The sequence below is a fragment of the Streptomyces sp. SP18CS02 genome (assembly GCF_036322365.1).
In the GTDB taxonomy this organism is placed as follows: domain Bacteria; phylum Actinomycetota; class Actinomycetes; order Streptomycetales; family Streptomycetaceae; genus Streptomyces.
The window spans coordinates 1-359 of record NZ_JAQYXC010000168.1 but is presented as its reverse complement, the minus strand read 5'-3'; the positions used below and the strand labels follow the sequence as shown (position 1 = coordinate 359).

General features: G+C 69.6%; 1 pseudogene. It reads right to left on the bottom strand.

The window, feature by feature from the left end:
* Window positions 1-120: 120 nt before the first annotated feature.
* Window positions 121-252, bottom strand: a pseudogene (locus PUR26_RS01455) (carboxylating nicotinate-nucleotide diphosphorylase); the annotation flags it as partial.
* Between the last annotated feature and the right edge of the window lie 107 nt (window positions 253-359).

Below are 359 nucleotides of genomic sequence, written 5' to 3'. Positions count from 1 at the left end.
TGCTGCGCAGCCCACCGCTGCCGAGGTACGTGCCGCCGCCGAGGCGGTCAAAGCCGCACTGGACCGTCACCTGGAGGCGGTCGAGAACCGCACGGGTGCTGACGTCCCGGCCGTCTATGCCGCCTTCAACGCCGCCGCCACACCGCCCGCAGCCATCACTTGGTTGTCCTTGTCGTGTGAGGCGTCCGTGAGCGAGATCCTGTGGTTGACGACGCCGCCGCAGCGCACCGCGAACTTCTCCAGCGCGCGCAGTCATATCGGACGAGCGTCGTGTCGGGAAAGAGTGGCGGCGGGACTGTATATCTCGGTGGGCGCCGTAGCATTAGAAAGCGGGGGGGGGGGGGGGGGGGGGGGGGGGG